General features: G+C 45.5%; 27 protein-coding genes. 19 read left to right on the top strand and 8 right to left on the bottom strand.

Annotation, left to right across the window (positions count from 1 at the left end; all coding sequences use genetic code 11):
• The first annotated feature begins 28 nt into the window (after positions 1 to 28).
• Positions 29 to 502, top strand: a complete 474-nt coding sequence (locus AZI86_RS18520) for a Fic family protein (RefSeq protein WP_061836772.1) — start codon at positions 29 to 31, stop codon at positions 500 to 502.
• 162 nt (positions 503 to 664) lie between these two features.
• Here AZI86_RS18520 and AZI86_RS18515 read toward each other — a convergent pair whose 3' ends face one another.
• Complete coding sequence (locus AZI86_RS18515) at positions 665 to 892, bottom strand: hypothetical protein (protein WP_061836771.1); 228 nt, start codon at positions 890 to 892, stop codon at positions 665 to 667.
• A gap of 114 nt (positions 893 to 1,006) precedes the next feature.
• A complete protein-coding gene (locus tag AZI86_RS18510) occupies positions 1,007 to 1,645 on the bottom strand; it encodes a matrixin family metalloprotease (RefSeq protein ID WP_081111995.1) in 639 nt (212 codons plus the stop codon).
• A gap of 453 nt (positions 1,646 to 2,098) precedes the next feature.
• On the opposite strand from AZI86_RS18510, the gene AZI86_RS18505 reads away from it, so the two are divergent.
• Positions 2,099 to 3,097 carry an isocitrate/isopropylmalate dehydrogenase family protein gene (locus tag AZI86_RS18505; protein WP_061836770.1) on the top strand — a complete coding sequence of 333 codons (999 nt, stop codon included), beginning with the start codon at positions 2,099 to 2,101 and terminating at the stop codon, positions 3,095 to 3,097.
• 7 nt (positions 3,098 to 3,104) lie between these two features.
• Positions 3,105 to 3,839 (top strand): coenzyme F420-0:L-glutamate ligase, encoded by a 735-nt coding sequence (locus AZI86_RS18500; protein ID WP_061836769.1) that lies wholly within the window; start codon positions 3,105 to 3,107, stop codon positions 3,837 to 3,839.
• On the opposite strand, the gene AZI86_RS18495 is transcribed toward AZI86_RS18500, so the two are convergent.
• A complete protein-coding gene (locus tag AZI86_RS18495; protein WP_061836768.1) occupies positions 3,840 to 4,616 on the bottom strand; it encodes a sensor histidine kinase in 777 nt (258 codons plus the stop codon).
• A 200-nt stretch (positions 4,617 to 4,816) separates the two neighbouring features.
• On the opposite strand from AZI86_RS18495, the gene AZI86_RS18490 reads away from it, so the two are divergent.
• Genes AZI86_RS18490 through pdeM form a run of 4 tightly spaced genes read left to right on the top strand, consistent with a single transcriptional unit; the run spans position 4,817 to position 10,516 of the window.
• Positions 4,817 to 5,812 (top strand): ligase-associated DNA damage response exonuclease, encoded by a 996-nt coding sequence (locus tag AZI86_RS18490; RefSeq protein WP_061836767.1) that lies wholly within the window; start codon positions 4,817 to 4,819, stop codon positions 5,810 to 5,812.
• Positions 5,809 to 7,461 carry an ATP-dependent DNA ligase gene (locus AZI86_RS18485; protein WP_061836766.1) on the top strand — a complete coding sequence of 551 codons (1,653 nt, stop codon included), beginning with the start codon at positions 5,809 to 5,811 and terminating at the stop codon, positions 7,459 to 7,461. Before AZI86_RS18490 ends, AZI86_RS18485 begins: the two co-directional genes overlap by 4 nt.
• Positions 7,458 to 9,872 (top strand): ligase-associated DNA damage response DEXH box helicase, encoded by a 2,415-nt coding sequence (locus AZI86_RS18480; protein ID WP_061836765.1) that lies wholly within the window; start codon positions 7,458 to 7,460, stop codon positions 9,870 to 9,872. The genes AZI86_RS18485 and AZI86_RS18480 overlap by 4 nt, the downstream gene beginning before the upstream one ends.
• Positions 9,869 to 10,516 carry a ligase-associated DNA damage response endonuclease PdeM gene (pdeM, locus tag AZI86_RS18475; RefSeq protein ID WP_061836764.1) on the top strand — a complete coding sequence of 216 codons (648 nt, stop codon included), beginning with the start codon at positions 9,869 to 9,871 and terminating at the stop codon, positions 10,514 to 10,516. The genes AZI86_RS18480 and pdeM overlap by 4 nt, the downstream gene beginning before the upstream one ends.
• Before the next feature lie 3 nt (positions 10,517 to 10,519).
• On the opposite strand, the gene AZI86_RS18470 is transcribed toward pdeM, so the two are convergent.
• Positions 10,520 to 11,419, bottom strand: a complete 900-nt coding sequence (locus AZI86_RS18470) for an Hsp33 family molecular chaperone HslO (RefSeq protein WP_061836763.1) — start codon at positions 11,417 to 11,419, stop codon at positions 10,520 to 10,522.
• A 97-nt stretch (positions 11,420 to 11,516) separates the two neighbouring features.
• Between AZI86_RS18470 and AZI86_RS18465 the strand changes: the two genes are divergently transcribed.
• From AZI86_RS18465 to pruA, 4 genes are all read left to right on the top strand, one after another.
• On the top strand, positions 11,517 to 12,011 hold the full coding sequence (locus AZI86_RS18465; RefSeq protein WP_061836762.1) for a phosphoglycerate mutase family protein: 495 nt from the start codon (positions 11,517 to 11,519) through the stop codon (positions 12,009 to 12,011).
• Positions 12,008 to 12,592 carry a fumarylacetoacetate hydrolase family protein gene (locus tag AZI86_RS18460; RefSeq protein WP_061836761.1) on the top strand — a complete coding sequence of 195 codons (585 nt, stop codon included), beginning with the start codon at positions 12,008 to 12,010 and terminating at the stop codon, positions 12,590 to 12,592. Before AZI86_RS18465 ends, AZI86_RS18460 begins: the two co-directional genes overlap by 4 nt.
• A gap of 65 nt (positions 12,593 to 12,657) precedes the next feature.
• Positions 12,658 to 12,912 (top strand): hypothetical protein, encoded by a 255-nt coding sequence (locus AZI86_RS18455; protein ID WP_061836760.1) that lies wholly within the window; start codon positions 12,658 to 12,660, stop codon positions 12,910 to 12,912.
• Positions 12,913 to 13,064: 152 nt separating this feature from the next.
• Positions 13,065 to 16,013, top strand: coding sequence for an L-glutamate gamma-semialdehyde dehydrogenase (gene pruA / locus AZI86_RS18450; RefSeq protein ID WP_061836759.1), 2,949 nt, complete (start codon positions 13,065 to 13,067; stop codon positions 16,011 to 16,013).
• 120 nt (positions 16,014 to 16,133) lie between these two features.
• On the opposite strand, the gene AZI86_RS18445 is transcribed toward pruA, so the two are convergent.
• On the bottom strand, positions 16,134 to 16,571 hold the full coding sequence (locus tag AZI86_RS18445) for a hypothetical protein (protein WP_061836758.1): 438 nt from the start codon (positions 16,569 to 16,571) through the stop codon (positions 16,134 to 16,136).
• Positions 16,568 to 17,677, bottom strand: coding sequence for a winged helix-turn-helix domain-containing protein (locus AZI86_RS18440; protein ID WP_061836757.1), 1,110 nt, complete (start codon positions 17,675 to 17,677; stop codon positions 16,568 to 16,570). Before AZI86_RS18440 ends, AZI86_RS18445 begins: the two co-directional genes overlap by 4 nt.
• A 335-nt stretch (positions 17,678 to 18,012) precedes the next feature.
• Here AZI86_RS18440 and AZI86_RS18435 point away from each other — a divergent pair, with 335 nt between their 5' ends.
• The 8 genes from AZI86_RS18435 to AZI86_RS18400 all read left to right on the top strand — a co-directional run bounded on the left by AZI86_RS18435 (position 18,013) and on the right by AZI86_RS18400 (position 24,697).
• Positions 18,013 to 18,315 carry a hypothetical protein gene (locus AZI86_RS18435; protein ID WP_061836756.1) on the top strand — a complete coding sequence of 101 codons (303 nt, stop codon included), beginning with the start codon at positions 18,013 to 18,015 and terminating at the stop codon, positions 18,313 to 18,315.
• A gap of 63 nt (positions 18,316 to 18,378) precedes the next feature.
• Entirely contained in the window at positions 18,379 to 19,488 is a 1,110-nt protein-coding gene (locus AZI86_RS18430) for a multinuclear nonheme iron-dependent oxidase (RefSeq protein WP_157684773.1), read from the top strand.
• Entirely contained in the window at positions 19,485 to 20,285 is an 801-nt protein-coding gene (locus tag AZI86_RS18425; RefSeq protein ID WP_061836754.1) for a multinuclear nonheme iron-dependent oxidase, read from the top strand. Before AZI86_RS18430 ends, AZI86_RS18425 begins: the two co-directional genes overlap by 4 nt.
• The gene (locus AZI86_RS18420; RefSeq protein WP_061836753.1) at positions 20,282 to 20,812 is read left to right on the top strand and encodes a hypothetical protein; all 531 of its coding nucleotides are present in this window, start codon (positions 20,282 to 20,284) and stop codon (positions 20,810 to 20,812) included. Before AZI86_RS18425 ends, AZI86_RS18420 begins: the two co-directional genes overlap by 4 nt.
• The gene (locus tag AZI86_RS18415; RefSeq protein WP_061836752.1) at positions 20,805 to 22,115 is read left to right on the top strand and encodes an MATE family efflux transporter; all 1,311 of its coding nucleotides are present in this window, start codon (positions 20,805 to 20,807) and stop codon (positions 22,113 to 22,115) included. The genes AZI86_RS18420 and AZI86_RS18415 overlap by 8 nt, the downstream gene beginning before the upstream one ends.
• On the top strand, positions 22,112 to 23,401 hold the full coding sequence (locus tag AZI86_RS18410; RefSeq protein WP_061836751.1) for an HTTM domain-containing protein: 1,290 nt from the start codon (positions 22,112 to 22,114) through the stop codon (positions 23,399 to 23,401). Before AZI86_RS18415 ends, AZI86_RS18410 begins: the two co-directional genes overlap by 4 nt.
• Complete coding sequence (locus AZI86_RS18405; RefSeq protein ID WP_061836750.1) at positions 23,391 to 23,906, top strand: hypothetical protein; 516 nt, start codon at positions 23,391 to 23,393, stop codon at positions 23,904 to 23,906. The genes AZI86_RS18410 and AZI86_RS18405 overlap by 11 nt, the downstream gene beginning before the upstream one ends.
• The gene (locus AZI86_RS18400) at positions 23,894 to 24,697 is read left to right on the top strand and encodes a hypothetical protein (protein WP_061836749.1); all 804 of its coding nucleotides are present in this window, start codon (positions 23,894 to 23,896) and stop codon (positions 24,695 to 24,697) included. The genes AZI86_RS18405 and AZI86_RS18400 overlap by 13 nt, the downstream gene beginning before the upstream one ends.
• Here AZI86_RS18400 and AZI86_RS18395 read toward each other — a convergent pair.
• Both AZI86_RS18395 and AZI86_RS18390 read right to left on the bottom strand, forming a co-directional pair.
• Positions 24,686 to 25,015, bottom strand: a complete 330-nt coding sequence (locus AZI86_RS18395) for a hypothetical protein (RefSeq protein ID WP_061836748.1) — start codon at positions 25,013 to 25,015, stop codon at positions 24,686 to 24,688. The two genes, AZI86_RS18400 and AZI86_RS18395, sit on opposite strands and share 12 nt — an antisense overlap.
• The gene (locus tag AZI86_RS18390; RefSeq protein WP_157684771.1) at positions 25,012 to 25,752 is read right to left on the bottom strand and encodes a hypothetical protein; all 741 of its coding nucleotides are present in this window, start codon (positions 25,750 to 25,752) and stop codon (positions 25,012 to 25,014) included. Before AZI86_RS18390 ends, AZI86_RS18395 begins: the two co-directional genes overlap by 4 nt.
• Between the last annotated feature and the right edge of the window lie 293 nt (positions 25,753 to 26,045).

The raw sequence follows: 26,045 nt of genomic DNA, 5'->3' as shown, positions 1-26,045 counted from the left end.
TGATAGTATCATATGATACTATCATGTTATGTATAAGCCTCCATTTAGCATCACCTCAAAGATCCTGACGACCATCGCGAATATTCAAGAAATAATCGGTGAGCTTAAGACTTATAGCCGCGTGAAACCTTCGGTGAAATTACGCAAACAGAATAAGATTAAAACCATTCATCACAGCCTAGCTATTGAAGGCAATTCGCTGACAGCCGAGCAAGTCACCGCCCTTTTAGAGAACAAGAGAATTCTTGGCCCCAAGGATCAAATCATGGAGGTGATCAATGCTCTGGAGCTTTATGACCGCTTCCAGGAGTTTGAGCCCCATAAAGAAAAAGATTTGTTGAAAGCGCACGGAATTCTTTTAAAGGGACTAAAAACTTCCGCAGGTAAATATCGCGCGGGAAATGTGGGCGTTTTTAAGGGAGCTAAAGTGAGTCATATTGCTCCCCCTGCAAAGCAAATCTACCAATTCGGAGCGCATTGCACACGCCTTGGAGTATTTTAAAGACGCATTCTTTACGCGGAAAGAGTATATGCAAATCCACAGAGATCTCTCGACCGCTAGTGCAAGTCGTGATTTAGCTCAAGCTATAAAAGATGGTAAATTGAGAAAGTTTGGCGATAAGGCCCAGGCGACTTATAAAAAAAATAAAGCGTAATTTTGCAATTACGCTTTCAACATGTAGCGCACTTCGCGCATCAAGAACGTCAAACGACCGCTTAGATCCGTAAGCATTTCAAGATTGTTGTGCAATTGCGCCAAAGCATCGAGCTCGTGAACAGGCGACTCAGACAGCTCATGATAAGATTTGTGCGTAACGGGAGACTCTGACGAATTCAAATAAGATTCAACGTTAGATACGGTTACGTTTTCTTCTTGTTTGATAATTCTCATGGTCATCTCCTTCAAAGCCGCTTCACATGTGCGAAGCGCAGAATTAAAAGTCTAGTGAGACTGACTTCAATCCCACAACTTAAATAAACTTACATAGAACTTTTACACGCCGATTCAGTATTCACAGCGCAGCGCTGTTTCATCCGTATTCGCTAACGACACGCGATCGTCTCCGCTTGCTAAATACGTTGCCATCACCGAACCACCGTTATCTTTGTGTTTTAACCCAAGAACATGCCCCATTTCGTGAAGCACCAAGGCTTCCACGTTCACGGGAGGCAGATTGGCGCGATCACTTTTCGCCGCCGCACTTAACGTCTGGCTGCGCCAATAGTAGCCAAAATCTGCGGCATTTAAACGAATGTCGGCTTCTTTAATAAGGTCACCAACCCAATAGACGCTGGTGCGCCCTTGTTCGGAAGTTCTATTGGCTTCCCAAGTTTTCATAAAATAGATGATGTTTTTACCGTCTTGATGAGGATTCACCGGACCGGTCACGCGAGGATAGGTAACAATATTAAATATCTTACGACCCACCGTGCGATCCCACGTCTCTGCCGCTGAAAGAATGGCTTGAACCATTGAGTCTGGCACATCGGCATGAAGATACATGGTGACTGGGACATCGCTTTTCCAAGAGATGCGTTCGCCATAAACGTTTTGTACGAAGCCGCAATCTTCTTGAGACTTAGGCGCACACGCTTGCAATGTCATAAATATTAGAACCAATGAGGTTCCAAGCCACTTTTTCAAGGTGACCTCCATGAACTTAACCTATTACAAGGAGGAGGCCACCACGACGACGTGCGCCTTAATTTCCTAAAGACCTGTTTTCACTTCATTTTTGCGCCCCTGCGCGCGTGAGCACGAATTGCCCCCGGAACGGGCAAAACAGTGTCTCGTAGACAGACAGTCCCCGCTGAGATCCATAAGTATCTAAAATCAGGGCACTTTAGGGTGTATACATCCCTAACACCCCCTCGCCGCAAACTGTGGTGTAATTGTGGCTCTGAACCACCTGGTCTCGCATTTGCTTTAGTGGACGTAAGGTCTCATTTTGAGACTGATTCGGGCTTCTCTCCCCTTCGGGACGACCCAGCAAGCCCTCACCCCCGCCCCACAGCCCGCCTTCCTGGTAGGGAGCTAAAAAAGCTCCTCTATCAGCTCGCGTCCTGATAAGACAAACCCATCAAGTTAAGGAGATGAATGATGCAATTGACTGTAATTCCTGGCGATGGAATTGGACAAGAAATTATGACCCAAGTTTTACGTGTACTTAAACACGTCAACGCCCCCTTTGAGTATGAAGAACATGCCGCTGGGGAATCCGCATTGATCACTCACCAAAGTTTATTGCCACAAACGACAGTTGATTCGATCAATAAAACCAAACTTGCGATCAAAGGCCCCACGACAACTCCGGTGGGCGGTGGTCATAAATCTATCAACGTGACCATGAGACAAAAATTCGATCTTTACGCCAACGTGCGCCCTGTACGCTCTTTGCCGGGAGTCCAATGCGTTTGTTCCGATGTGAACTTAACCATCGTGCGTGAAAACACCGAAGATCTTTACGCGGGTATTGAACGCATGGTCGATGACGACACAGCTGAAAGTATTAAACGCATCACGCGCAAAGGATCTGAGCGCATTGCTCGTTATGCTTATGAATTGGCACAAAAAACCGGACGATCTCAGGTCGCGATCGTGCATAAAGCGAATATCATGAAAATGTCAGACGGTTTGTTTTTGAAAGTCGCGCAAGAAGTCGGCGCTAAATACCCAAATATTGCCACTCGCGATGTGATCGTCGACAACGCTTGTATGCAATTAGTCACTCGTCCACAACAGTTTGACGTGATCGTCACTGAAAACTTGTATGGCGATATCCTAAGTGATCTTTGCGCGGGCCTTGTTGGCGGCTTAGGGGTTGTGCCAGGAGCAAATATCGGCGAAAAAGCGGCGATCTTTGAAGCGGTTCACGGATCAGCACCAGATATCGCGGGCCAAAACAAAGCCAACCCGACAGCCTTATTACAATCAGCCGTGATGATGCTTCAACACGTGAACGAACAAACCAAAGCCGATGCGATCATGAAAGCTTTGATTGCCGCGTTGTCTGATGTCAATGCCCGCACAGGTGACTTAGGCGGTAAAGGAACAACGGTTTCTTTCACGGATGCTATCATCCAAAAGTTAGGTTGATTGTTATATGAAAACGATGAGTGCTTCTGCCATTCAAACTCCGATTTTTCATGTCGGCGAAAGTTTGGCAGACTTCATCGTTTGCTATGTTGATAGCTCTTTGATCAAAGAGCGCATGGTCTTAGCCGTCACCACGAAAATCGTGAGCCTGGCGGAACACTGCCTTATCCCTAAAGGCAGCATCGATAAAAAAACACTCACCAAAAACGAGAGTGATATTTTCTTAGGTGAAATCGGTCACGGTGTCAGCCTGGCCATCAAGCACAGTCTGCTGATGCCGGGGGCGGGGGTGGATGAATCCAACTCTGAAAATGGCGATTTTATTGTTCATCCTAAAAACCCGATGAAATCAGCTTACGAACTTCGTGAAGCCTTAATGCATCGCTGGAATTTAAAAGAACTCGGAGTGATCTTCACGGATTCCCGCTCTAATCCTTTACGTTTAGGTGTCACGGGCGCGGCACTGGCTTGTGCCGGTTTTTCACCGGTCATAGACAAAGTGGGTGAAAAAGATCTTTTCGGAAGGCCTCTTAAAATCACCAAAGTCAATGTGGCAGACAGTTTAGCGGCGACAGCAGTTTTAATGATGGGCGAAGCGGCGGAAGCCTGCCCGTTGGTTGTTCTTCACAACACTCCGGCAGAGTTTACGGAAAGTTTTGAATTGTCTTCGTGGATGTTAAGCCCTGAACAGGATATGTATCAGCCCCTTTACCGGCACATGATTAATGCCGATAAAAAGTGATTACATCACCAAGGCTTCTTCTGATTTAAATTTTTTGGGGAATAATAAGATCACTTGCGTCCCCACACCTTCACGGGACCGAATCTGCAATTCTCCACCTAAAGCTTCAATCGTTTTTCGCGCTTCAAAAAGACCTAAGCCATGACGCTTTTCTTTTCCGTGCGATACACCCTCTTCGGCCACTTTCGGCAAAAGATCTTCAGGAATTCCACAACCATTATCCATGATTTGCAGTAAGTAGTGGTCGGCTCTTTCCATCAGCGTGACTTCAATAGAAGATTGATTTTCAGGGACAGCCTCCACCGCATTATCTAAAAGATGACTTAAAACCCTTTGCAATTGCACGGTGTCTAAATCAACCGGGACTTGAGCTGAACTTAAGTGATTGTGTAACGCCCATTGCGTGGAGGGGTTTGAAAACTTGTATTCTTTCAATAGCGGCTCAATGACGGTCACCAGGTCCGAAGTTTCGTCCGCGGGAGCTTGAACCAGGTCATTCACAATGCCACGAATGCGGCCGACAGCGACTTTTAAAAGCTCTTTTTTATCGGCGCCCATTTCGTGAGACAGATGAGTTAGGGTCGTTAAGGCCATCAGCGGGCCACGAATATCATCCGCGATTTGCGCACTGGCTTGAGCTAGCTCTTGTTGCAATTGAATTTCCGCGAGGCTCTTTTGTTCGGCCAAACGCAGATCAAAATCGCGTTTTAAGCCCAAACCAAGGGGGGCGAGCAATCTAGAAATCAACTGAATAGCTTTTAAGGTCCAATTATCCATACCCTTGTACAAAGCAAAGAACGGTCCGGGTAATACCCACCAAGACGTGTTTGGTTGTTGAGGGCTTAGACAGCTGCACATTCACGGCAGTCATGTCTCAAGATGAGGCGTCTTATGTGCCCTTAAGCAGTCCCTTGTCATCACACAGGGGCTTCTAACCGAAGCTCCTCCTCAAAGGCGGATTGTGCTAGATTCCCTTGATGGATTTGATTCGCGCCACCGATGAAGGACTTTACTGTGAACCCGGGGATTTTTATATCGATCCTTGGCGGCCTGTTGAACGTGCGGTCATCACTCACGCCCATTCCGATCATGCCCGTTACGGCAGTAAGATCTATTACGCCAACGAAAAATGCGTTCCGCTTTTAAATCTTCGCTTAGGTGAAGGCCTTAATATCCAAGCCAAAAAATACGGCGAAAAATTTAAAATCGGTGATGTAACGTTAAGCTTTCATCCTGCTGGCCATGTCCTCGGGTCTTCGCAAGTGCGCTTAGAATACAAAGGCCAAGTATGGGTGGCGTCAGGCGATTACAAACGAACCCCCGACCCTTCTTGTGATGCCTTTGAGGTCGTTCCTTGTGATGTGTTTATTTCCGAAGCTACTTTTGCTTTACCTATTTACCAATGGGACACCGGGGAAATCACGGGTGAGAAGATTTACGAATGGTGGCAGTCTGAACCCGAACGGCCCTCTTTGATTTTCTGTTACGCCCTAGGCAAAGCGCAAAGAATCTTAGCCGAACTTAAGCGTCTGACGGATCGTAAAATTTATTTGCACGGCTCGATGATTCATCTGACAGGTGTGTATCGTAAGCAGGGCATTGAAATGCTGCCCACCGCCCCTGTTATTGATCAAGCCAAGGATTATACTTTTAAAGGGGATCTGATTTTAGCGCCGCCTTCGGCCCATCGGTCCGCGTGGATGAAAAGATTTAAAGATCCACAAACCGCATTTGCGTCGGGCTGGATGCAAATCCGCGGGGCTCGCCGTCGTCGTGGCTATGAAAAAGGTTTTGTGCTTTCAGATCACGCCGATTGGAACGAGCTGAATCAAACCATCGAAGAGACCCAAGCCAAGACCGTATTTTTGACCCATGGCCGAACGGATGTTTTACAGAGATTCTTAGAGGAAAAAGGTAAAAAGGTTCGTTTATTTAAGACGGAATATGAAGACCAAGGAGAAGCGGAAGCATGAGAAAGTTTACGCATCTTTTTGAAGAACTCGATTCCACCACTTCGACCTTAGAAAAAGTGGATGCTTTAAAAAAGTATTTTTCTAAAGCTTCACCTGACGATGCGATGTGGGCCGTTTTAATTCTGACCGGAAAAATCAGTAAGCGCATTCTAACGTCCCGCGCCTTGGCCGTGATGTTTTTAAACTTTACGAAATACCCTGAATGGCTGTTTAGCGAATGTTACTCCCAGGTGGGCGACACCGCCGAAACCTTAAGCCTTTTAGCTAAATCATTACGCCTGTGCAGTGATAAACCCACGGTGCATGATCAGCAAACCTTGACGGAGTGGCTAGAGGTTCGCATCCCAGCACTTGCTAAAATCAAAGACGCCGAAAAGCAAGCAAGCACCTTAATGCAATGGTGGCAAAGCCTGACCATGGAAGAAGTTTTTATTTTAAATAAACTTATGACGGGGGCCTTGCGCGTGGGGGTCAGTGAAAAGTTAGTGGTGCGAGCGTTGGCCGAAGTTTTTAATATTCCCACCGACCAGGTGGCGCATCGGTTGACCGGGGATGTTTCACCCGGGGCTGATTCTTTTGCGCGTCTGATTCATCCTGAAGCACAAGAGGTGAACTTTAGCCAACCTTATCCATTTTGCTTAGCCCATCCATGGAATGAACGGGCCGAAAAGGAATGGAATGCCACAGAGTGGGCCGTGGAATGGAAGTTTGACGGCATTCGCGCGCAAGTGATTTGCCGTGAAGATAAAATATGGATTTGGTCACGTGGAGAAGAAAAAATCGCGGATACATTTCCCGATCTGGTTGAAAAATTAGCTCTGCTTCCCAATGGCAGTGTGATTGATGGGGAAATTTTAATCATCAAAGACAATCGCATCTTGCCTTTTCAGGATTTACAAACTCGTTTAGGTCGAAAGAAAGTTTCACCGGCGATGTTAAAAGAAAAACCCGTCGGTTTTATCGCCTATGACTGTCTTGAAATCGACGGTGAAGACATTCGCCAAAAAGGACTGCAAGAGCGTCGTATGGCCTTAAAGAAAATTTTAAGTCCTCTTCTCAGCTCACAAGTGCGAATTTCTGAAGTCTTGGATGTCAAAAACGTCGATGATCTTGAAAACTGGCGCGCGAAATCCCGCGAACATGATGCGGAAGGCCTGATGATCAAACGCTGGGAAAGTCCTTACAGTGTCGGACGGAAAACTGGCAACTGGTGGAAACACAAGGTCAATCCTTTGACGTTAGATGCCGTCTTAATTTACGCGCAAGCTGGCACAGGCCGCCGGGCCAACCTTTATACTGATTATACTTTTGCGTTGTGGAAAGATAATGGCGATAGCAAAGAACTTGTCCCCTTTGCGAAAGCCTATTCGGGCCTTGATCAGAAAGAAATCGATGAACTGGATAACTGGATTCGCCGGCACACCAAAGAAAAGTTCGGACCCGTGAGATCCTTAGAGCCCTTTCATGTTTTTGAAATCGGTTTTGAAGGTATTGGCCCTTCAAAGCGTCATAAATCTGGCATCGCCGTGCGCTTCCCAAGAATTTTACGTTGGCGCAAAGACAAAAAAGTGACGGATGCGGATTCTTTGCAAACAGCTTTTGAACTTTTAGACGCCAAGGCCCTGCCCGACACGGAAGTTTCGCCGTGAAGGAATTAAAGCCGATAAAAAAATTCTTTGAAAACCGTGGATGGGAGCCTTTTCCTTTTCAAGAAAAAGCCTGGAAAGCTTTTTTAAAAGGTGAATCCGGGTTATTGCACGTGCCAACGGGGTCTGGAAAAACTTATGCCGCGATCATGGGACCTTTTGCCAAGTTTATTGCTAAACCCAAAAAAGGCCTTAAAGCTCTTTATCTAACTCCCCTGCGCGCGCTTGCTCGCGACTTAGAAATCGCCATGCGCGAACCCATTGAACAAGAAGGCTGGCCCATCAAAATCGAGGCCCGCACGGGGGATACCCCGACATCCGTTAAGAAAAAACAACTGCAAAACCCGGCCGACATGCTTTTAACCACGCCCGAATCTTTGGCGGTGCTTATTTCCCAAAGTGACGCCGAAAATATCTTAAAAAATATCGAGGTCGTCATCTTAGATGAATGGCATGAACTTTTAGCCAGCAAGCGCGGCAGTCTTTGTGAATTAAGTCTTTCTTACTTGCGCTCGTTAAATCCCGAATTGCAAGTATGGGCGTTGTCAGCATCGATCGGCAACCTCGATGAGGCCGCAAAGGTGGCCGTCGGTCGCGCTAATACTCCCGTGATTATTTCTGGCGGCAGCGATCGCAATTTAGAAATCGAATGTCTTTTACCGGACAAAGTGGATCGCTTCCCTTGGGCGGGACATTTGGGTATGGCTTTAAAAGAAAAATTAGCTGAAATCTTAGATCCGCAAATTTCGACTTTGATTTTCACTAACACCCGTTCGCAAGCCGAACGCTGGTATGAAAGCCTTTTACAGATGCGACCTGAAATGGAAAATGAAATGGCTTTGCATCACAGTTCTTTAGAACGAACAGAACGCGAGGCCGTCGAAGAAGCCGTGAAAAACGGCAGCATCAAATGGGTCGTCTGCACATCGTCTTTAGATTTAGGTGTGGACTTTCAACCCGTCGAAAGGGTGATCCAAATTGGCAGCCCCAAAATGGTCGCACGCATGATGCAAAGAGCGGGACGATCTGCCCATCGCCCCGGCGGGCGCAGTCATTTGATTTTCCTTCCCACAAATTCGTGGGAAATCTTTGAACTTGAGGCCGTTAAAAAAGCTTTAAAAGAAAAACACGTCGAAGCGCGCCGTCCTTTGCATAAGCCCATTGATGTATTACTTCAGCATATGATGACGCTGGCTTGTGGTCCGGGCTTACGCATGGATGAATTAGAACTTTCCCTGCGCGACACCTTTTCATTTGCGGACATCACGCAAGAGCAACTGAGCTGGTGTCGCCGCTTTCTGACGGAAGGCGGTGAAACTTTAAAGGCCTATCCGCAATTTCGTAAGCTTGTCTATGATGAAGAGGACGGCCGCTATCACCCGGCCCATTCCCGTATCGCGACCCAACATCGTATGTCGATTGGAACTATTGTTTCGCGGGAATCGGTGCAAGTTTCTTACACCAATCGCACTCGCATTGGCTCGGTGGAAGAAAGTTTTATTTCGAAAATTAAAAAGGGCGATGTCTTTCAGTTTGCCGGCAGAAAATTAGAAATGGTGATGTTGCGAGACATGACAGCCTATGTGAAAAGCAGCAAGGCCCCCACCAACGTGGTGCCGTCATGGGATGGGGGAAGGTTCCCGATTTCAGAAACCTTAAGCGAAGCCTTGCGTTTGTCTTTAAACGAAAAGCATCCATCCATTGATCGCGTGCTGTCCCCGCTTTTAAAAGCACAAAAAGAGCTTTCATTTTTACCGGAACCTCAGGATCTTTTGATTGAAACTTTGTCTTCAAAACAAGCCGAGCATTTTTATGTGTATCCGTTCGCCGGAAGATCCGTGCACGAGGGTATTGCGCAATTGTGGGGCTTAAGATTTGGCAAAAAAGAGGCCGCGACATTTTCTTTTGCGGTCAATGACTATGGCTTAGAAATTCGCGCCCATTCTGGATACGACTTTAAAGCGCTTTTTTCTGACGACTTCTTTAATGCCGAAGGATTAGAAGAAGAGATCGGCGAATCTTTACAGATCGGACAATTGACTCAAAGACAATTTCGGTCGATTGCGCAGATTGCGGGACTGGTGTTTACGGGCTACCCCGGACAACCTAAAACCGGCAGACAGATGCAAGTCAGTGCTTCGCTGCTTTATGAGGTTTTTAAAAAGCACGAGCCTAATAATCTTTTAATCAAACAATCTTACTGGGAAGTTTTGCACGACTCCTTAGAAAGTGATCGTTTAACAAAAACTTTAAATCGCATGAAATCGGCACATCAACGCTGGGTCGTTTTGGAAAGCCCCTCCCCGCTGGCCTTTCCATTGTTAGTGGAAAGCATTGCGATCGGTCAGCTTTCAAATGAAAGCCTTGAGGCCAAAATTGCCCGACTTAAAAAAACGTGGGAAAAGAGCAAATGAAATTAGATCTTTTAGGTGAGTCCCTTTTGCTGCATTCAGAAAAGGCCCTGATTTGGGAACGATTGGGAATTTTGATTTTGTCCGATGTGCATTTAGGAAAAGCCGAAAGCTTTCAAGCCGCCGGCATCCCGCTTCCGTCCGGAGATCATCTGTTGGAATTTCAACGCTTAGAAAAATTAATTTACGGGAACAGCGTTCGGCAAGTTTATATTTTAGGAGACCTGATTCATCAAAAAAGCAGTTGGTCCGCAGAGCTTTTAAAAGACTTGCAGGCTTTTTTCAGAAAACATGAAGATATTCATTGGCATCTTATAATCGGCAATCATGAACGAGGGTCGGTGGAGTTTTTAAAAACTTTAAAAATCGATCTGCACGAAGAAGACTTAGAACAGGGTCCGTTTGTCTTTACTCACGGACACAAGCAACACAAAAGCTCCCTGTTTGAAATTCGCGGCCATATCCATCCCCGCATTCACTTACAACAAGGGCCTTTACGTTTGAATCTGCCGTGTTTTTGGTTAGAAAAAGAGCGCCTGACGCTCCCCTCGTTTGGCCTACTTACGGGGGGTTATAAAATAAAGCCCCAAAAAACGGATCGCATTTGGGGCGTGGGGGAAAACGAAGTTTTTGAAATACCCCGATAAATCCTAGTGCAGCGACTCGCGATGAATCTTATCGTGGATCTCAGTGATTTCGGCGACAGAAACATTGTAAGGTTTGCCGCAGATCTGGCAAGTCACGTCGGCGGGTTCGTTTTTAGCGATCATGTCTTTAAGTTCAGACTCTCCCAAAGTTTCCAGGGCGCGCACCACCCGATCTTTTGTGCATGGGCAATGATATTCAATGTTATGGTCATGAGGGATTTCTTCAAACTCAATCCCATCAAGAAACGGACGAACCAAATCAATCGGCTCAGCCCCATCCATCAACATCTTAGAAATATTTGGTTTTTTATCTTCATAGTTTTTTTGGATTTTTTCTACCAAAGTTTCTTCCACACCCGGCATGACTTCGATCAAAACGCCACCCGCCGCACGGACTTTCCCGTAGGTGTCTAGATAAACCCCTAAAGAAACTAGAGAGCGAATTTGATGGGATTGATGAAGATAATGAGCGATGTCCTCGCCGATTTCACCGCTGACGATTTCAACCGTTCCCTGAAAAGGTTGCTTTTGGAAAGGCTGGTGACGAGTGACATTCAGCAATCCAATGCCCACAGCTTCACGGAGACTAAGTCCGTTGTTGTAATTTTCTGGCTGATAATGAGGCGCCGGCGTGTAGCCCCGCACATGGCCTTCAAAAGAGGCTTCCGCATAGATACTGCGCAAAGGGCCGTTGCCACGGAACAAAATTCCCACCATTTGACCATCTTTAAGTTGTGATGCCATTAAAAGCGCACCCACCATACTTCGTCCGACAGCCACGGTCGCTAAAGGATAAGTGTCTTGCAGGCCTTGCATGTGCTGAACAACTCCCGTTGCATTTACGGCCGCGACTCTCAGCGTGAAATCCTTTGATACGAAACGATGAACCCGTTCTTTACTCATGACAAACTCCAACTGACTATGGAAAAATAACCTTCGAAAGTATTGGCAAAGTAACAAACCGCGTCCCTAATTTCAAGCAGAAGCGAGCCCTAAAACCATGAAACTCTATTTGTTTAGACATGCCCAAAAAGCGATGGATTTTTCCGGTGATCCTGATTTAACTGCGGAGGGCCACGCACAAGCTTCAAAACTTTTAGATAAGGTGATTAAAAACGAAATGGCCGTGCCAACAGAGCTTTGGGTTTCCCCCAAAAAACGCACGCAAAGTACTTTCCGCCCGCTTTCCAAACATTATGGCTTAGAGCTGCAAGGCCAAGAAGCGCTTTACGAACAACAAAGTGATGAAAACTTAGCTCAGTTTCGCATGCGCATCAACCGCCTGCTTGAAACTATGACCGACAAAAAATCGGATGCCGTTATTTATGCTTGCACCCATTATGATTGGGTGGTGGAAGCCATGGCCGTGATCCCGTCGGATAAAGACCTTCACACGTCGGAATTCAGTCATTGGGGGCCATGCCAATACATTCACTTTAATGTGACCGCCGAGGGACTTTTTGAGTTTGTCGAATTTAAAAGGATTTCTTTATGATTCAAAATATCTGGGCCGTGGGCCGCAACTATGCCGATCATGCTAAAGAATTGGGAAACGCCGTTCCCAAGGAACCTATGATCTTTTTAAAAGCTGGCAGCACCGCTACTTGGGGCCACACAATTCAAATGCCGTCATGGCAACCCCATATTCATCATGAAGTGGAGCTTGCTTTGCGCTTCGGCGCGGATTTAAAAATTGATTCTGCAGCCATCGCTTTAGATCTTACGGATCGCGATAAGCAAAACGAGCTTAAAAGCAAAGGCCATCCGTGGACGTTGGCAAAAAGTTTTAAGGGCTCTTGTCCGTTAGGGGATTTTTTTCCGGTGCAGAACCTGGAAGAACTCAAAAACCTGGAAATTTCCTTAAAAGTGAATGGAGAGCTTCGTCAGAAAGGTTTGACCTCGCAGATGATTTTTTCTTTAGAAATTTTGATCGATTTCGTTCTTAAGCACTTCCCCGTCCAACCCGGTGATTTATTATTAACCGGCACTCCTGCGGGAGTGGCCTCATTTAAATCCGGTGACATTCTGGAAGCCGAAATCAAAGGCAAAACCCATCACCGTTGGACCGCGGTTTGAAAACGCACCCTTTTTTTACGGCACGCCCATTGCAAAAGCTGGGCGAAATAAAAAAAGGAGTCATAATGAAACTATTTTTAGCATCTTTTCTATTTTTAAGCCCCGTTTTCGCCCAAGCAACAACGGTGGAGTGCTACTGCTATTACCTTGCGGGCAGACCCGCGTACTGGGAGTGGGTGGATATCATTCGCTTCGACGCGGACCGAAGCAATTACGAAGCTCGTGGCGAAAAGACCTGTAAACGTCGGGCGGATGCCGTCATTCTTGATAAAAATTGGAATGGCGAGGTGAAAGCGACCGGCTGCCGTTTCGTAAATTAAGCAACTGGAAAATTCATGAGGCCGGGCGTGTTCCCGGCTAAAGGCTGCCGTGCGTTATGGCGCGGCAAATCCTCTATTTTCCTCCTCTCAAAATCCCTTGAGTTTTTACTCACCCAGAGGGAATATGCGGCCCTCACGATTTTGAGGTATGTATGAACGACATTCAGTCGCAAATTATCGCGCGCGGTGAAGAAATTCTTAAACGCATGGAGAGCCAATCGAAGGCATCCATTTTTTCTAAAGACTTCTGGTACGGCTCCATCATGGAATGGAGTATGAAAAATGAAAAATTCAAAACCAATATGTTTCGTTTTGTCGACGTCTTGCCTTCGATTAATTCGGGCGATGAAGTTTCCCGTCACTTAAAAGAATACTTCGCTGAAGACGGTGGTTCCTTGCCACCGGTTTTTAACGTCGGCCTTGGTTTAGGATCTTTGGCTCCCGGTTTGATGGCGGGCGCGATTAAGAAAAACGTGATGGGGATGGCAAAAATGTTTATCACGGGTGAAAGCCCCGATGAAGCTTTGCCGGTATTAAAAAAAGCCCGCAAAAATAAAATGACTTTCACTGTGGACATCTTAGGCGAAGCGACATTGTCTGAAAAAGAAGCCCAAGATTATTCTAACAAATACATCGAGCTAGTGAACTGGCTCGCCAAAGACGCCCAAAGCTGGGATGAAATTCCTCAAATCGAACGCGATCACGAGGGTTCATTGCCGAAAGTGAACGTGTCGGTGAAAATGACGGCACTTTACTCGCAAATTAAAGACTTGGCGTGGGAAGAGTCTAAAAAAATCGTCAAAGACCGTCTGCGCCCGATTTTTAAATTGGGAATGGATAAAGGCGTTTTCGTCAATCTGGATATGGAACATTACGCTGTCAAACACATGACGGTCGAAGTTTTCACCGAGCTTATCAACGAGCCTGAATTTAAAAATTATAAATTCTTTGGTTTGGTGATTCAGGCTTACTTGCGCGACTCGTTTGATGACATCAAAAATTTGACAGAGTTTGCAAAAAAACGTGGCACACCATTTTGGATTCGACTTGTTAAAGGTGCCTACTGGGATTCGGAAACGATTGAGGCTGAACAACGTGGTTGGGCGATTCCGGTTTACACCAACAAAATGGAATCGGACGCCAATTATGAAACTTGTGCGAAGTACTTGTTAGAAAATATCAAGTTCATCCGCCCGGCGTTTGCGTCGCACAACGTGCGCACGCTGGCCGCTTGTATGGTGTACGCTGAAAAATTAAATATCCCCAAAGAGGCTTTGGAATTCCAAATGCTTTACGGCATGGCTGAACCGATTAAAAAGGCCATCGTGGATATGGGTTATCGTCTGCGTGAATATGCTCCGGTCGGTGAATTGATCCCCGGCATGGCGTACCTTGTTCGCCGTCTTTTAGAAAACACTTCGAACGAATCTTGGTTGCGCGGAAAATTTGCCGATGGCAAAACCACCGCAGAGCTTTTAAAAGATCCAGCACAGAACTTAGCCCACAGCAGTCCTGATCGTTATAAAAAAGCCCACCGCTTTTACAATGAGCCATTGTTAGATTTCGCCGTGCCTTCCGTGCGAGCGAATATGACAAAAGCATTGGCAGAGGTTAAGGCCACGTTCCCCATTCAAGTGCCATTGATGATCAACAATAAAGAAGTTCGCAGCGAAAAGATTTTTGATCGTGTGAATCCTTCAAACGAATCACAAGTGGTCGGCGAAATTCACATGGCAAATATCGATCAAGCAGAACAAGCCATGCAAGCCGCCCAAACGGCGTACAAAACCTGGAAAAATGTTTCGGCTGAGAAACGTGCAGAGCTTGTCGATAAGCTTGCCGATATTATGACTCGGGATCGTTACAAACTGATCGCGACGCAAGTTTTTGAAGTCGGCAAACCTTGGAATGAAGCGGATGGCGATATCGGTGAAGCCATCGACTTCTGCCGTTACTATGCTCGCCATATGCGCGAGTTGCAAAAGCCATTGCGTGCCGGGTTTACCCCGGGTGAAGTGTCTCAGTACATTTACAAATCGCGTGGGGTGACCGCGGTGATTGCTCCGTGGAACTTCCCGTTAGCGATTCTTGCCGGCATGGTGACCGCCGCCGCCGTGACGGGAAACACTGTCGTCATGAAACCTGCCGAACAATCTTCCGTGGTTGCTTGGGGTTTAATGAAAATGATCCAAGAGGCCGGATTCCCCGCAGGAGTCATCAACTTCTTACCGGGTTTTGGTGAGGAAGTGGGCGAATACATCGTGAATCACAAATTCACGACGACGATTGCGTTCACCGGATCAAAAGCGGTTGGTTTGCATATTCTGAATCGCGCGTCTTACGTGCAGCCGGGTCAATCCCATGTCAAACGGTGCATCATCGAAATGGGTGGCAAAAATGCGGTCATTATCGATAACGATGCCGATCTTGACGAAGCGGTGGACGGGGTTCTTTATTCAGCGTTTGGATTCAGTGGTCAAAAATGTTCAGCGGCCAGCCGCGTGATTGTTTTAGATGAAGTTTACGATCGTTTCGTCGACCGTTTGGTGGAAGCCGCAAAATCTATCGACATCTTACCAGCGGACAACCCTAAAGCTTACATGGGACCGGTGGTCGACAAAGAAGCTTATGACAGGATCTTAGGAATGATCGCGGATGCGGAAAAATCGCATAAGCTTCTTTTCAAAGCTTCCGTTCCAGCAGGAGGCTTCTTTGCTCCGCCGACTATTTTTGGTGATGTTCCAGGCGATTCAAAACTCGCACAACAAGAAGTCTTCGGACCGGTGGTGGCTGTGATCCGTGCGAAAAACTTGGATCAAGCTTTAGAAATTGCAAACTCGACAGAGTACGCTTTAACAGGCGGATTATTCTCTCGCAGTCCAGCGAACATCGCGCGTGTAAAAAATGAATTTGAAGTCGGCAACTTGTACGTGAATCGCGGTATCACCGGTGCGATGGTGGATCGTCATCCATTTGGTGGGTACAAAATGTCAGGTGTGGGTTCAAAAACCGGCGGGCCCGATTATTTGAAACAATATATGGAGCCAGTGGCTGTCACTGAAAATACTCTTCGTCGTGGTTTTGCGCCGCTTGAGGAGTAGTTTAAAAAATAGGTTCAGTTTTACAAGGCCGACAGCAATGTCGGCCTTTTTTTTTGCCTTACCACCGCATCGGTTTCGCACTGCAGAACCGATGCGGTTCTGCGCCGCGAAATTTCAGGGCTAAATTTCGTTCGATTTCCGGACAAACAAAACCTCAACCCGCGGTGCACTTCGCCCGCCCAGTTTTAAATGCAGCCTTCCTTCAGACAAATACATCACAATAAATTCTTGCTGTACAAACGGGGCTTGGATCAGCCCGATCACGTATTGATCTTTAAGATACACAATACCTTCGCTGCGCAAAGAGGGCGAAGATCGCAAGAACAACTCCCAATGATACGCACGCCCCTCTTGCCATGGTGTGATCGTGAGAATCCAGGGGTCTTCGTCACCACTTGCGCCAAACCAAGTTCCGCCAAAAGAGTTCACGTCAATGACCTGACGACCAATTTCTAGAGGCCAGGGAGTGATTGGATTATCCGGATCTCTTAGAACTTCAGAGTTTGCAAAACTGCCTAATGAATAAAATAAAAGTACTAATGCTGCTAGATGCTTCATACCGCGGCTTGCTCCTCATTTTTAAAATGCAGTCTATGCCTGTTATCAAAATAGTATCCATGGCGCGTTCTTAAAATATACTTTGGATTTTCGGGATCAGGCTCAATCATGGAACGCAATCGTTTGATGGTCACATAAACTAAATTGTCGTCGGATCCCGGCGCATAACTACGTCCCCATACCTGCGACAAAAGTTCACTCTTATCAAAAGACTTTTGGGGATTTCTTAAAAACAATAAAGCGAGGTCCAACAAAGTGTGCTGATTGCGAAAATCAATCAATCCTTTTTCTTTCTCTTGAATAACTCGTGCATGGGTGTCCACGATCAAATCAAATTCTGATACGGGCAGAACTTTATCCAAACGGAGTTTTTCTGCTTGAAGATAGTTGAATAAAGCTGGCTGCTTTTCGGCCAAAACACCTTTTTCAGCTAACGAAAGATACACGCGTACTTCGTTAAAATTCTTACGATCAAACTCAAGGGTTGCAAGTGAGACCAAAATAATCGGAATGTGCACATGAAATCCTTCGACCTTAGCAAACTCGTAGGCCCGCCAAGCAATTCTTGCTGCCACATCAAACTGCCCTAATTTTTTGTAGATATAACTTTTAAGAATCTCTAGCGAAATCTGGATGTCGGGACGAGGACGCGCATTCAGAATCGATTCTAATTTGCTTAAACCTTCCAGGGCTTTTTGGTATTGTCCCAGGTTTGCATCAATCCGTGCCGCGCCGAAAATGGCATAAGAAATGTCATCAAAATCTCCCTGAGCTAGGGCCGCTTCTAAAGCGATCTCAATATTTCCTTTCACCTTGGGCCACTGGCCTTGAATAGCAAACGATTGAGCTAAAAGATAATGCGCGCACGACTTCAGCGTATTATCGCAGCTTCGAGAGAAATCGCGCAGCTCATCCTGAATCGACTGCACCGCTGATTTTTCTAACAGTTCACCGTAGCAACCCAAGAGATATTTTTGAGCTTCTAACCAATCCCGACCTTGCGCCGAAGATTTCGCTTCTGAGGCATAACTGATGGCCTGCCTGAAATCAGCACCCAGATAGGATTTGCGAGCAATATTTAAAAGAAGTGTGACGGTTTCTTTCATCCCGAACGTTGTATTGTTTAGGTCAGGAATGGGTCAAGAATCTTAAATTGTCTGTCATGCGTTATTCGCGACTATATGCCCTTTAAAAAGGCATTTAATCCACTGATTCTCTGGGGATTTCACTTTTCGTAAGTTTTCTTAAATTTTTGGACACAAGGCATTGCGAGTGGCCGATGTTCCTACCCCCCACGGATCCGTCCGGATTCTAAGAACCAAGACGCCCATCGGACACCAAATCCAATTAAACGCATTTATGGGGGCTTTTGGCCTGGTCCCGGGGTTGCAACCTTGCCCTAGGGTTCGATTCACGAACACAAAACAACAAGGAGCAATCTATGAAATTAGGTCTGAATTCAATCGCCACACTTATCGCTGCCGGAGTTCTTTCTTCAACAGCTAACGCCAGCCCAGCTCAACTGTCGGCAGAGTTATCAAAGTTGGATCAAAAAGCAGCTTCGAGCATTCAGTTCATTTTAAACAACTCATCGATCAGCGAATCTCAAAAGGTCGCCCAAATTGGTGTCGTCATGAAAAAAGTGAACTTCGCTAAAGAGTTCCAAAAAATGCGCATGAAGGTTTCAGATGAGTCTGTGCAAAGAATCGGTCACGGCATGACTTGTGGTGATTATAACTTGTAATCATCTGTGAAGGCCAACCTAGAAATGGGTTGGCTTTTCTTCTTCAAACTTCCGGGAGGTAATATGAACACTAATATCAAGATCGTCACCGGATGCGGATACCACCCTTCCCACATGATGCCCGCGGACTCTACTGATTTTATGTCCATCCCTGCTGAAGCTCAATTTGTAGAACTAGGACTTGCTGAATTAGAGCGCCATAACAATATCGCCCTTTACCCCGGCTGTGAGCTCTCCTTGCACCTGGCGCGCTCACCCATCTGCGAAGATGAAGAATCTCAAAATAATTTCTGTGAATTCGTTCAAGAAAAAATCTCTCGAAACTCAAATAAAGTGTCATCTATCGGGGTTCATCTGACAGGAAATAGAAACCAAGGTCTGGGCAAGCTTGGATTTTCTTCTCACTTCAAAACTTCCGCCGTCAACGAAGACAATGCCATTCGTTTTATAAAAAAATTAAAAAACCAAACAGCTCTTCCGGTGTGGATAGAAAACGCCAATTTTTACAGTTCTTCGGCAGAAGAAGTCATTCAAAACTGGGAAAGTGCCCGTCGCATTTTAGACTCTGCAGAGGCAAAACTTATCTTTGACCTGACTCACAGCTATATCGAATGCCATAATTTAGGCCTTTCGCCTGAATTCATTTTTGCCCTCATCCCTTGGAAATGCGTCGTTGAAATTCATATCTCCGGATTCGTGGTGGGTGCCGACGGAGCTTTGCATGACGGTCACTCGCAACCCGTAAAGCCAGAAATTTGGCAGTGGTTGCAGTTTATTTTAGAGCATTTCGTGACTTCCTCAGAAGTCATCGTGAATATCGAACACACCGATCTTTCGTGGACTCGCAAGCCCGCCCAATATGCAGAAGAATTTGCATTATTGAAGAATTTCAAATTTTCACGAAAACAAACCTCGGTCTTCAGCCAAAAGCAGATTGACTACGCTATTTCAAATTTAAATCGCATCGTAAGTCTTCGACATCCAGAAATTCAAAACTTATTGTCCGCTTACGGCTATGAACAAAGAGATGTCTTAAGTGCTTGGATCCAAGAGTTTATGCAAGGAGATCTTCGTTTGGTATTTTCGAAAAATGAAGTATCCGCAGCTGAAGAAAAAGTCACTGTCACCTTGATGGACGGGTTCAACGAGTACATCAGAAAGAGTCTTGTATGAAAATCGGATTTAATATTACCGACCCCGTCAGCTATCGCGTTGCCAGCGATCTTGCTCATCAAGGCGCCATTGATTTCGTGGAAATTCTTTTGGATAATTTCACGCATTTAAATCCAGAACACATTGCTGAAAAGTTAGATGGCCTTGACGTGGGATTTCACATCATGAAGTCTGAATTTATTCATAAAGACACGTCGGATCTTAAAGAATACGCCGCGATCATAAAGGAGTTTTCATCTGTCTTAAATCCCCTTTATATTTCGGATCATTTAGCCCGTTTTAATATTCACACCCAAGTTTTGCCCATCACCGCCGAAATCAACTATGAAACAGAGTATTCTATGGTTGTCGCTAAAGTTCAGCAGTGGCAGGAAATGCTACAGACACGCGTTCTTTTAGAAAACTTCCCTTCGCGCACGGCGGGTGTATCTTGCCAGCAAGCCTCGTTTTTTGCAGACCTTATTTCTGAAACGGGCTGCGGTTTGCTTTTTGATTTGAGCAACGCCGTCGTCGCCGACCTTAATGGCGGCTCCCGCCTTAGCGATTGGTTGAGTTTAAAATCTTATTGCAGCCATTTCCATGTGGCGGGTTACCGCACCATGGGAAAAGAACAATCAGAGCGATGGATTATTGATAGTCATGACACGGGCATTTCCGTAGAAACAGCCGTGTTTACAAAGTCTTTCTTTCAAGATTTTTCAGGCAAATCCATAGTCATTGAACGCGACGCCAATCTTGAGATTGAAAGCATTGCCAAGGACATACAACTTATCCGCCAATCTGTGGGACCCTTATGAGCAATTTCAGCACTTATCTTTCTCCGTCTAAAGCACGCCTTTTACCTGTAAATTCTCGCGAAAGATCTATTGCGTCTCATTCTTTGCGTCAGGCTTGGCATTATATTTTTGATTACTGCCCTACCTTATTAGCGATGTATCCACCATCGGGTAAAGAGTTTTTGGATGTTTTCCTAGATAAAATTGAAGCCGCAAATATCAGCTTAAATTGGAAAGTATTTTTTATTATTTTAGATGACCATAAAAAAGCTGGCACCTTGACTGAAGACCTTTGCGCGGAACTGATGATGGCCGCGGCGATTCGTTGGACAATCTCTGATCTCACCAAAGCTCAATCCATCTTTATCGTCGAAAAAAACTTCGGACACTCTATCTTGGGTGAAAAAGCGGCTGGGATTGACGACGACAAAACCTTCAAAGTAATCTTACATGACAATATTGACAGTACTAACGACCTTTTCTTTTCGGTCAGCACGTCACGTCTGGCGGAAGACCACAGCAATTGGGAGGTTCTAAATTATGACTAAGCTTGATCCCAAAAGTCTTTTTCATTCGGTCTATCCTTTTTTTCTGACGTTTATCGTGGGGCGCCTTATCAATCAAACCGACCTGATTATGGCAAGCCAGATTTCTGCCAACGCGGCTGCCGCCTTTGCGATCCCAGTGCGCGTCAGTATCATCGACATGATTGTGGCTTTTTCTTTAGCGCCGGTGATTTCAGTGCTTGTGGCCGAAAAATCCTCGCCTCATGAGCGTATTGATGTCGTGCAAAAGTGCTTAACATTTACTTTTTATCTTTCCTTGGTGCTCACGGGTCTTGGACTGGGGCTTTATCCTCTTTTAGTAAAGTTCTTAGTCACTGACGGCGAGATCGCCCAGCTGGCTTCGTCCGCCGTAATCTGGTTGACACTCTCTATCCCCATGCGTCTTTGTTATTTTGCTATCTCTATGGCCATTCACGGGACCGGGAATGGTCGATTCCTGCCTATTGTCGGCGTCTTTAACTTGGCGCTCAATATCGTCCTTAATTACATCTTTATCTATCCCCTGGGTTTTGGATTTGCCGGAATATATATCGCGACCTTTATCACCAGCATCGTTTCATTGATGTATGCAGCCTGGGTGCTTTACCAAAAATCAGGAATTCCCCTAAAGCTCGTCCGTTTAGACACTTCTTGGTGCCTTCAGTTTTTTCAAAAACAGTTTGCGGAATTTTCCAGAGTCGCTTCGGACCGGGTGTTGTCATTGGTTGAAATCGCGATTGTGGCTTCTGCTCTTTCAGCGGCCCTGCTTTCTTTTAGTATTGGGGCAGAGTTTTTATTTTTGCTTTACACCCCTTTTGTCGCCTTGCTGCGAGGAGCCGCTATCGAGATCACGAAGTCTGGATTTAAGGACTTCCAGTCAAAATATGCCTCCATCAAGGCTTTGAGCAAAAAAGGCTTTATCGGTCTTGCTTTGCTCGCCCTCGTTTTAATCCCCTTTGGTCAGGTGATTGCAGAAAAAGGGTATAATATGCCAGCCAATTCTTTAGAGTGGTGGAAATATATTTATATTTTTGGCTGCCTGGCTCTGCCCTTTAAATGGGTGGACTCTTTTCAGCGCGCCAGCTTTCAAGCTGACAAACAAATGAGTGTTCTGGCTAAAACCGATATCGTCATTGATTGGTTTTTTTCTATCCCGGTTTTATTTTTGGGCATTTACCTCAATTCACCCCTGGTGGCATTTTCAATTTTCATTCTAGCTCCGGCCTTGAAGGTTGGCGTTCTTCATTTTAAATCGCTGCAGATTGCTAGTAATTCGACACAATCCGTTCTTGGACAAAAATTATGATTCGCAAGTTCTTAAGCCAAAACTTTTCCATCAGCCTTCGCTCACTAGGTCTTTTTAGAATTGGGATTGGCACGCTGTTACTGGTGGATCTGATTTCACGATTGATTTATGGCTATGATTTAATCTCTCCCCAAGGACTTATTCCGGTAGATCAGGCCTTACAAGCCCTCAAAGACAAGTCCATTTTGTCTTTGTATTTGATTTCGGCGCATGATTTTTATTTCTACTTTTTGATTGTACTCTCTTTCATTTCTTATACGTGTTATTTAGCTGGGTACCGAACACGATTTTTTGGCGTCTTGTCGCTGGCTCTTCTTTTTTCTATTCAAAATCGAAATCCTTTTGTTCTTCATGGTGGCGATATCTTATTAAGAATGTTCCTCTTGTTGTCTTTGTTTTTACCCATGCAATCTTATTCATGGTCTTCTGGCTGGAAGGCTGAAAATGGAAGATTTTTTTCTTTTGCGACCTTAGCCCTTTTTGTACAAATCGGATTGATGTATTTCTTTTCAGCTCTTTACAAATCCGGACCAGAATGGCTTGATGGCTCAGCCCTATTTTACGCCTTTCAAAACGACTGGATTTCAAATAGCCTCGGTCAAGGCCTCTCTCAATTTCCCACGCTCTTAAAGATCCTCACCTATGCCACGGTGGCTTTAGAATTTTTAGTTTTGCCTTTAATTTTTGTGGCTTTTAAATTACGCCCCCTACGTTGGGCCCTGTTTATCTCCCTTTTCCTTTTTCATCTGGGTATTTTCATCACGATGGATATAGGTACATTTCCTTTCGTCTGTATGTTGGGCAGTTTTCTATTTTATCCCGGAGCAAGCTCCAAAACCGTATCGGATTTCCATTTAGGATTTGCAAATGCTGCATCCGGTGTCATTTTAATCCTCGTCATCGTGTCTAATCTTCTTTTCTTTATTCAACCAGAAGGGTTTAAGCCCCTAAAATTGGCATTGCAGAATCTAGGCGTCTATCAAAAATGGAGCATGTTTTCGCCTTCACCGGCAAAATCTAATATTTCTTTTGAACTGATCACAAACCGACTCTATTATCCAGACGCGAAAAAAAACTATCCCAGTCATCACTGGCAAAAGTTTTTCATGCAAATCGCCCGTCCCCATAATTCGACGGTCTTAAATCTGTTTGGCACATATCTTTGCAAAAACACGAAACCCTCTGAGCTAAGAATTTTCTTGCACGAGACCTCTTTAACCCCATCGCGAAACGAAAAAACAATCCCACTTTACTCTGCGTCTTGCGAGGCCACCGATGCCATCTAAGAAATCCATGGGCAAATATTCGTTGATCACCGTGTTTCTTTTTTTAAGCCTTAACCGCATCGCCGGCGGCTACTTGCACTTAGCGGGCCTTTCACCTGAGGGGTTCAATTCACCTCTTTTTAGTCCCTTTGGCGTCATCGGCGCATTAGGATTGTCGCCACTGCCACGCGCCTATACCGGATTGGGGTTTTCAGACGGGATAGATATATATATTAAATCCGCCCACAACGATTATCTGATCGACCTTGATTTCAAAGCCATTGATCAACAAGCCCGTGGACACTTGTACAAATACGACGTCTATCTGCACAGTCTTTTTTGGCCGATCAAAGCCCCGGACATTGAGGCCCACGCGGGACAAATATTAAAGTACTTGGTTTGCCAAGATCAGGATTTTTTAACTGTCAATGGTATCGCGGACAAGCCGATGATGGCCCTGATTGCGCGAAAAAATGTCATAACTAAAAATACCGTATGGACCAAGGAGGTTTTGTGCGTAAATTAAAACTTCCCTCCACAGAATCTGAGCTGTTTAAAATTTTCCGGACGGCTTTCGGGGTCTTTCTTTTTTTTCATTTTTTCTTTTTATTTGGCAGTTTAGAGGTTTTATTTTCCGAAAAATTTTTAGCCCTTAAAGATGGCGGCGTTCTCAATATTTTCTCTTATGTCGACGCGGCTCCTTTTTTGGGCGTTCTTAATGCCGCGGCTTGCCTTAGCGCTATTTTTGTCTGTTTAGATATTCAGCGCCGCGGGGCCTGCCTTTTTTTGCTCTACGTGCATACGTGTTTTTTATTGAAAAATCCCATGATTCTAAATGTCAGCTATGACTATCTGGGCTGGTTGCTTTTGGCATTGGCTCTCATTCCACAGACGCTTCCTCAAGGAAAAGTGCCCTCATATATCTGGCTTGGCGGATGGCTGATATTTGGTTTAGGGTATACTCTCAACGGCATTTTAAAAGTTCAGTCGTCGCTGTGGTTCGACGGCACGGCTTTAAGTATTATCATTCCGCACGATCGACTGCTTGCAAACGAATTGGTGCGCGCCACTTTGATGTCGTTACCGAAGGGGATACTGAAGTCTTTAACTTGGCTCACAGTTTACGCGGAATTACTGTGTCTGCCGTTGATTCTTTTTAGAAAAACAAGAATCTTAATTTGGTTGGTAATTTTGGGGTTGCATCTCAACGCGCTGATCATATTTAAAATCAAAGACCTAAGCCTAATTATGATCTTTTTTAGCCTATTCCTAGGAATTAGCTTTTTCGCAAGAGGCACTGTTCCGTCAAAGACTTAACAACACAAGATTGTGCTTCAGCGTAAAGGATCGGCCAGGTAAAGGTTCAACCTTATGCAGGTAATCCACTTTCTTACCACCCCCTAAGGCACGCTCAAAATTCTTAAAGGTGGCTTGTAAGGTGCCGACATCTAAGTTGTTGGGGGCAATAAAATTCAACGTCTGTGTCTCAAGGCTGATCGATTTAATCTCTACCACCGTACCAGCTTCGACATATCCCACGAAGCCTTTATTCTTTTGCAACTCTGACGATTTAGCAAAGCCTTCAACACCGGCAAACAAAGCTAAAAACAAAAACGCAAAAAAGAGTTTTTTCATCGCTCCCCCTTTTGCTTTTTCGCATCAACTGGCTTGTCAGCTTTTTGCGGCAAGCGCGAAGTTTTAGGTGTCGTTACGGTTTCGCGCGGAGATTTTTGGAACAGCGTCGGATCATCAATGCCTTGCTCTACCGCGGCTGCTTCACCTTTGGCGATGATCAACTGATGAAGACGATAAAAGTATTCACACACTCTTTCATCTTTAAACAAAGCCAGTTGTTCTGATTCATTTTGCAGATTAAAAAAGTTGGCCGCGACCGGATTGTCGGCGATTTTATAACCGATCTCACAACCACGCTTGCCTTTCACGTACAAAATCCAAGGATGGTTATCACGGCACTCCCCCGCTTCAGAAGAATCCGCTAAAAAGCCAAAAACTCCGCCAATGGCCTTAGTGGCAATAAAATAAGTTCCACCCGCCACCGCCGCCCAAGCAATCTTAGACCCGGCCGTCTGGGCCCCCTGACGAACAATGGCCGGGGCAAACTTGCTGCTTGCCAGCTTGGCGGCAGCGGCCCCCGTGGCCCCCGCCGTTGACGCGAATGCCGTGGTGCTTTTTTCATGCACGCGATCACTCACGCAGAGATGATCCCCGCGGCTAAGACAGTCGATGATTCCGTAATGCTTTTTAAAATCGTTTAAGAAACTAACGCCGCAATAAGGCTTTTCGGCAGGCGTAACGGCCCTTGATGGTGAACTTAAGAGGATAGCTAAAACAATAACTAAGATCTTATCCATAAGCTTTAATGATCTCAGAAGTGGGGAAAAAGAAAAAGGGCTGATTTGCATCAGCCCTTCCTAAATTCTTAAAAATAGAGGTGAGAACATCATGCTCCCATGAACCATCCTTGGTATCACCCCTCCCGTAACAATGATTCCAACATAGGCAAAAAGAGATTGCAATAGGGCAATGACATATTTTTTAAGATTTTGAGAAAATAAATACTATCGGAAGGCCGCTCTGACAAAGTCCCCCCGGGCTCATTTTGACCTCCCCTAGATCTAGGGGGTGCAATCCACCAAAACCACTA

Origin of the sequence: Bdellovibrio bacteriovorus, from assembly GCF_001592735.1 — a bacterium.
GTDB lineage: Bacteria > Bdellovibrionota > Bdellovibrionia > Bdellovibrionales > Bdellovibrionaceae > Bdellovibrio > Bdellovibrio bacteriovorus_D.
The sequence above is the reverse complement of the archived record's forward strand: the minus strand, read 5'-3'. Positions and strand labels throughout refer to the sequence as shown.